This is a genomic window from Vibrio sp. T20 (assembly GCF_007858795.1).
GTDB lineage: Bacteria > Pseudomonadota > Gammaproteobacteria > Enterobacterales > Vibrionaceae > Vibrio > Vibrio satsumensis.
Genome location: NZ_VFEB01000215.1, coordinates 1 through 287, shown reverse-complemented (window position 1 = coordinate 287; position 287 = coordinate 1). Strand labels below are relative to the sequence as shown.

1 pseudogene is annotated in these 287 nt (G+C 44.9%); it reads right to left on the bottom strand.

Going from position 1 to position 287, the window contains the following annotated elements:
- Window positions 1–287 (bottom strand): annotated as a pseudogene (locus FTW16_RS21460) (peptidoglycan glycosyltransferase FtsI); the annotation flags it as partial.

The window sequence follows — 287 nt, the reverse complement described above, 5'->3', positions numbered from 1 at the left end:
CTTGTCTCTGAAGATAAATAAATCGGCGGGATTTGTTACTAGAGATCTTATCGATCATCGGTTGTCGTTCTAGGCCAAGTACATCAGCTAACGCATACCAACGATCAATTTGAGCCATACCATTTTTATCGAAAATGGTTTTCGGGTCAGCCCATACCGCTTCAACAGGAACACTGACAGCAAGTGGCTCACCATTGCGATCAGAAATAATGCCACGGGCGGAAGGAATAGCCTTAACACGTACCGAGCGAAGATCGCCCTGACGGATTAAGTTATCTGGTTCAATA